We start from the raw sequence: 3,113 nt of genomic DNA, 5'->3' as shown, positions 1-3,113 counted from the left end.
GATGCTCGAGGCCAGCGCGCTCGCCAGGCTGGCATCGGTGCTGCCCTGGCCGAAGTTCACCGAGTAGGCGGTGCCGTTCACCGTACCCGACACCGTGCCCGTGTCCCACTCGTCGATGTAGCGGTAGCAGCCCGGCCGGTAAGGTTCGCAGGGAACCTTCACGACCGTATAGCCCTCGGTTCCGCTGATGGTGATCGAGCCGGTTCCGGGAGAGCCGCCCACCGGCGCGCCTCCGGAATCGGCAACGCTCGTCAGCCGGCCGCGCGCATCGTAGCCGCGCGTCTCCGTCAAGCCGTTGCCCAGCGATGCGCTGGTCTCTTCGCCCAAGGCGTTGTAGGCAACGCCGCTGATCAGCGTGCCGCTGGCGTTGCTCGCCCCTCTCGCAATTTGGGAGAGCATGCGAGGACTGAGCACCGTCCGGCCGGGGCGACCACGGGGCGCCCGGGCTCATGAGGCTGGCTCCCGGTAAAGCGCCGCGACATCCGGGAGCGAGCCGCCGAGCCTGTCGGCATATACTTGGAACTCGGCCCTCGCCTCTTCGAGCGTGCCGCCTAGAAGCTCCGTCAACAACTCCGCGGGGGCAGCGAACAGGTTGTACCATTCATTGCAGGCAATTGCCCAGGGCTCGTCTTCCCGCGTAAGGAGGAATCGGTACAACCCGAGTTCCCGGTTCACCTCGGTGAGGCCCTCCGGGCCGATTTGGACATCGAAGGCGTCCCCGCGCTCGTCGGTGACGTCGATGTTGACCGCAATCGCGCTGCCGCCCGAGAACTCCTTCAGGGCGGCGGCTAGGCGAGGGATGTCGGCGGCCGGGATCCGGGCAGCGGACTCAGCGGGGACGACCTGAAATGCCCGCCCCCTCGCCCAGTCCAGGCGTAGGTCGTACCCACGTTCGCCGCTTAGCATTCGCGCCATCGCCTGGCAGATTCGGGCGATCCGGTCCGGGTCAGTTATTTTCCTCATTGGCCCCCGCCGTAGCGAATCTTCGTAGTTTGGCCGCCGGCGTGCTGGATCTCGATCGTAGGGCGGCCATCGGAGCTGAAGTCTCGAAGTATGGCCTTGGAACCGTCCGGTAGTTGCTCTACCAGTACGCCGCGGCCCTTGTCGGCGGCCTGACCGGGCAGAGCTCCAAAATCTTTTGTGGCCTGCTGGATCCCTCCTGGCCTGGCGACGATCCGTGATGCCGACCCTCCTTCGTCGACGGCGCCCTCCAGAAGCTCGCCGATCTCCTTAACCCCGGCCTCAACCTCCTCTCCTTCGCCAACGCCGCTGACCATCAGCGCCATCCCAGCCGCGCTCGCCGCGTTTCGTTCCCCGGGCGTGGCGTTAGCAGGAATTCTGCCCGTGACAGCATCGCGCATTCCCAGCAGCGACGTCATGAGAGCGCCGGAGAAGGAATTATCGGACGCGTTGCCCTCCTTCACCGATTGGGCCTGCTTTCTGCAGTTTTTGCCGAAGAGGCCAAGGAAGCAGTGTCCGTTCGGGTCGGTGGCTGTGGTCGGGTTGTTCAGGACGTAGGCGTAGGGGTTGAGCGACTGCGGGTTGCTCAGGTTAGCGTACGGCGTGGCCTCGGGCGCCGCGCTCCAGTCGGGGCTGAGGAAGCGGCCGAGGCCGGAGCTGTAGTAGCGGGCGCCGAGAGTGTCGACGGCGGGAGCGTCGTAGGCGTACATGAGGTTAGCTTTCTCAGCCCAGGAGTAAGCTCGGCAGACCGAAAACGATAAGGATGAATACCCCAACTGCGGCCAGAGTGGTAACGGCGATTCTCAACCTGCGCGCTGCGTTCCGCGCGGTGGGCCAGATCTCATTGACTGAATCCGCCGCCATTTGGACCACGATGAGGAACATTCCCGCCTGCGCGATCGCGAAGATTTGTACGACGGTCCTTAGGGCGCTGGGTCCAGCAGACGGAAGGTGCGATTGCGCCAGGAACCCGTCCAGGCAGAGAAAAAAAATTACGATGCTGAGAATCCACGTGACGGCTTTCCCGCCGTTAGTGGGCCTCGCCGTGCGCGGCGCGCTCATTGGGCGCCCCCACCGGTCGAGGGCTGCGCGGCCCCGGAAGCGGGCCCGGAGCCTTTCGCGCACGGGGTATTTTCCTTGCAGACCGGCTTCGCCGGTCCCTCCCGGGTCGCAGCAGAGGTACCGACTCCGGCTGCATCTGTTGCCGCCTCGCGTATAGCTGTCGAGGCGACCGCCTTGCCAGCGATCGCGGCAAACGTCCCGCCTAACGCGCCTGTGCCGGCGTCGATCTCCAGCGCCTTGGGGTCAGCGACGGCTTGGCCGTTCAGCTTCCGTTCCGCTGCGCCGCCGACCAAATTTCCCAGAATCGTACCTCCAATCTTATTCCACGCGCTGCCGCCGGCTTCGTCTAGCCCTGCTTCCGGGGCGGCTTCTGGGCCGATGGCGCCGATGATTGCCCCGGCAATCGCGCCTCCTTCGGCGGCGTGTTCGATGCGGCTAGCACTGAGCGGCTGGCCGCGCATCCATTCGGCGAGAGCTTCCGAGCCGCCGCCGACCACTGCGCCGATGCCTGCGCCGGCGAGCGCGGTGCACCAAGGCCAGCAGTGACCGTCTTTGTCAACATCGCTGGCAGGGTTGTTGCCCTCGTAGATGTAGGGGTTAAGGCTCTGCGGGTCGCTCAGATTCGCGTAGGGGGTGGCCTCGGGCGCCGCGCTCCAGTCAGGGGTGAGGAAGCGTCCGAGGCCCGAGTCGTAGTAGCGGGCGCCGAAGTAGTCGAGGCCGCTCGATCCGTCCCGGTACTTGCCCGTGAAGTGCAGGTTCGACACCGATCCCACGTTGTTCAGGTAAGCGCCGAACGGCCAGCTCGTGTCGGTCTCGATCGGCGCGCCGCTGGCGTTGGTGCGCACCCGCGCCGTGCCCAGCTCATCGCTCGCCGCCCAGACAAACGCGCTAGCGGTTTGCGTGCCCAGGTAGCGCCCGCCCACGTAGGTCTCCCCGGCGATCAACCCCTGGCTTGCGTTCACCACCGTCAACTCCTGCCCCCCGGCTCCATATACAAACTCTTTTACCACACCGCCCACGTCCTCGTGTACCCTCCGGCCCTCCGGCCCGTACACGTAACTCGCCGTTGAGCCATTATCCACCGAGATCAG

The 3,113-nt window shown here is 65.8% G+C and carries 4 protein-coding genes; all 4 read right to left on the bottom strand.

Annotated features, from left to right (window positions below):
• Nucleotides 1-399, bottom strand: a 399-nt coding sequence (locus EPN29_14275; protein ID TAN30643.1) for a hypothetical protein, incomplete at its 3' end; no start/stop codon positions are given.
• A gap of 48 nt (nt 400-447) precedes the next feature.
• Nucleotides 448-906: a hypothetical protein gene (locus tag EPN29_14270; protein TAN30642.1), complete on the bottom strand. Its 459-nt coding sequence runs from the start codon at nt 904-906 to the stop codon at nt 448-450.
• Nucleotides 907-959: 53 nt separating this feature from the next.
• Nucleotides 960-1,670, bottom strand: coding sequence for a hypothetical protein (locus EPN29_14265; GenBank protein TAN30641.1), 711 nt, complete (start codon nt 1,668-1,670; stop codon nt 960-962).
• A gap of 348 nt (nt 1,671-2,018) precedes the next feature.
• Nucleotides 2,019-3,113 (bottom strand): RHS repeat-associated core domain-containing protein (locus EPN29_14260; GenBank protein TAN30640.1); only part of this gene is annotated, 1,095 nt, incomplete at its 5' end.

The sequence above is a fragment of the bacterium genome (assembly GCA_004299235.1).
Taxonomy (GTDB): Bacteria; Chloroflexota; Dormibacteria; order Dormibacterales; family Dormibacteraceae; genus SCQL01.
This window is presented reverse-complemented; position numbering and strand designations above follow the sequence as displayed.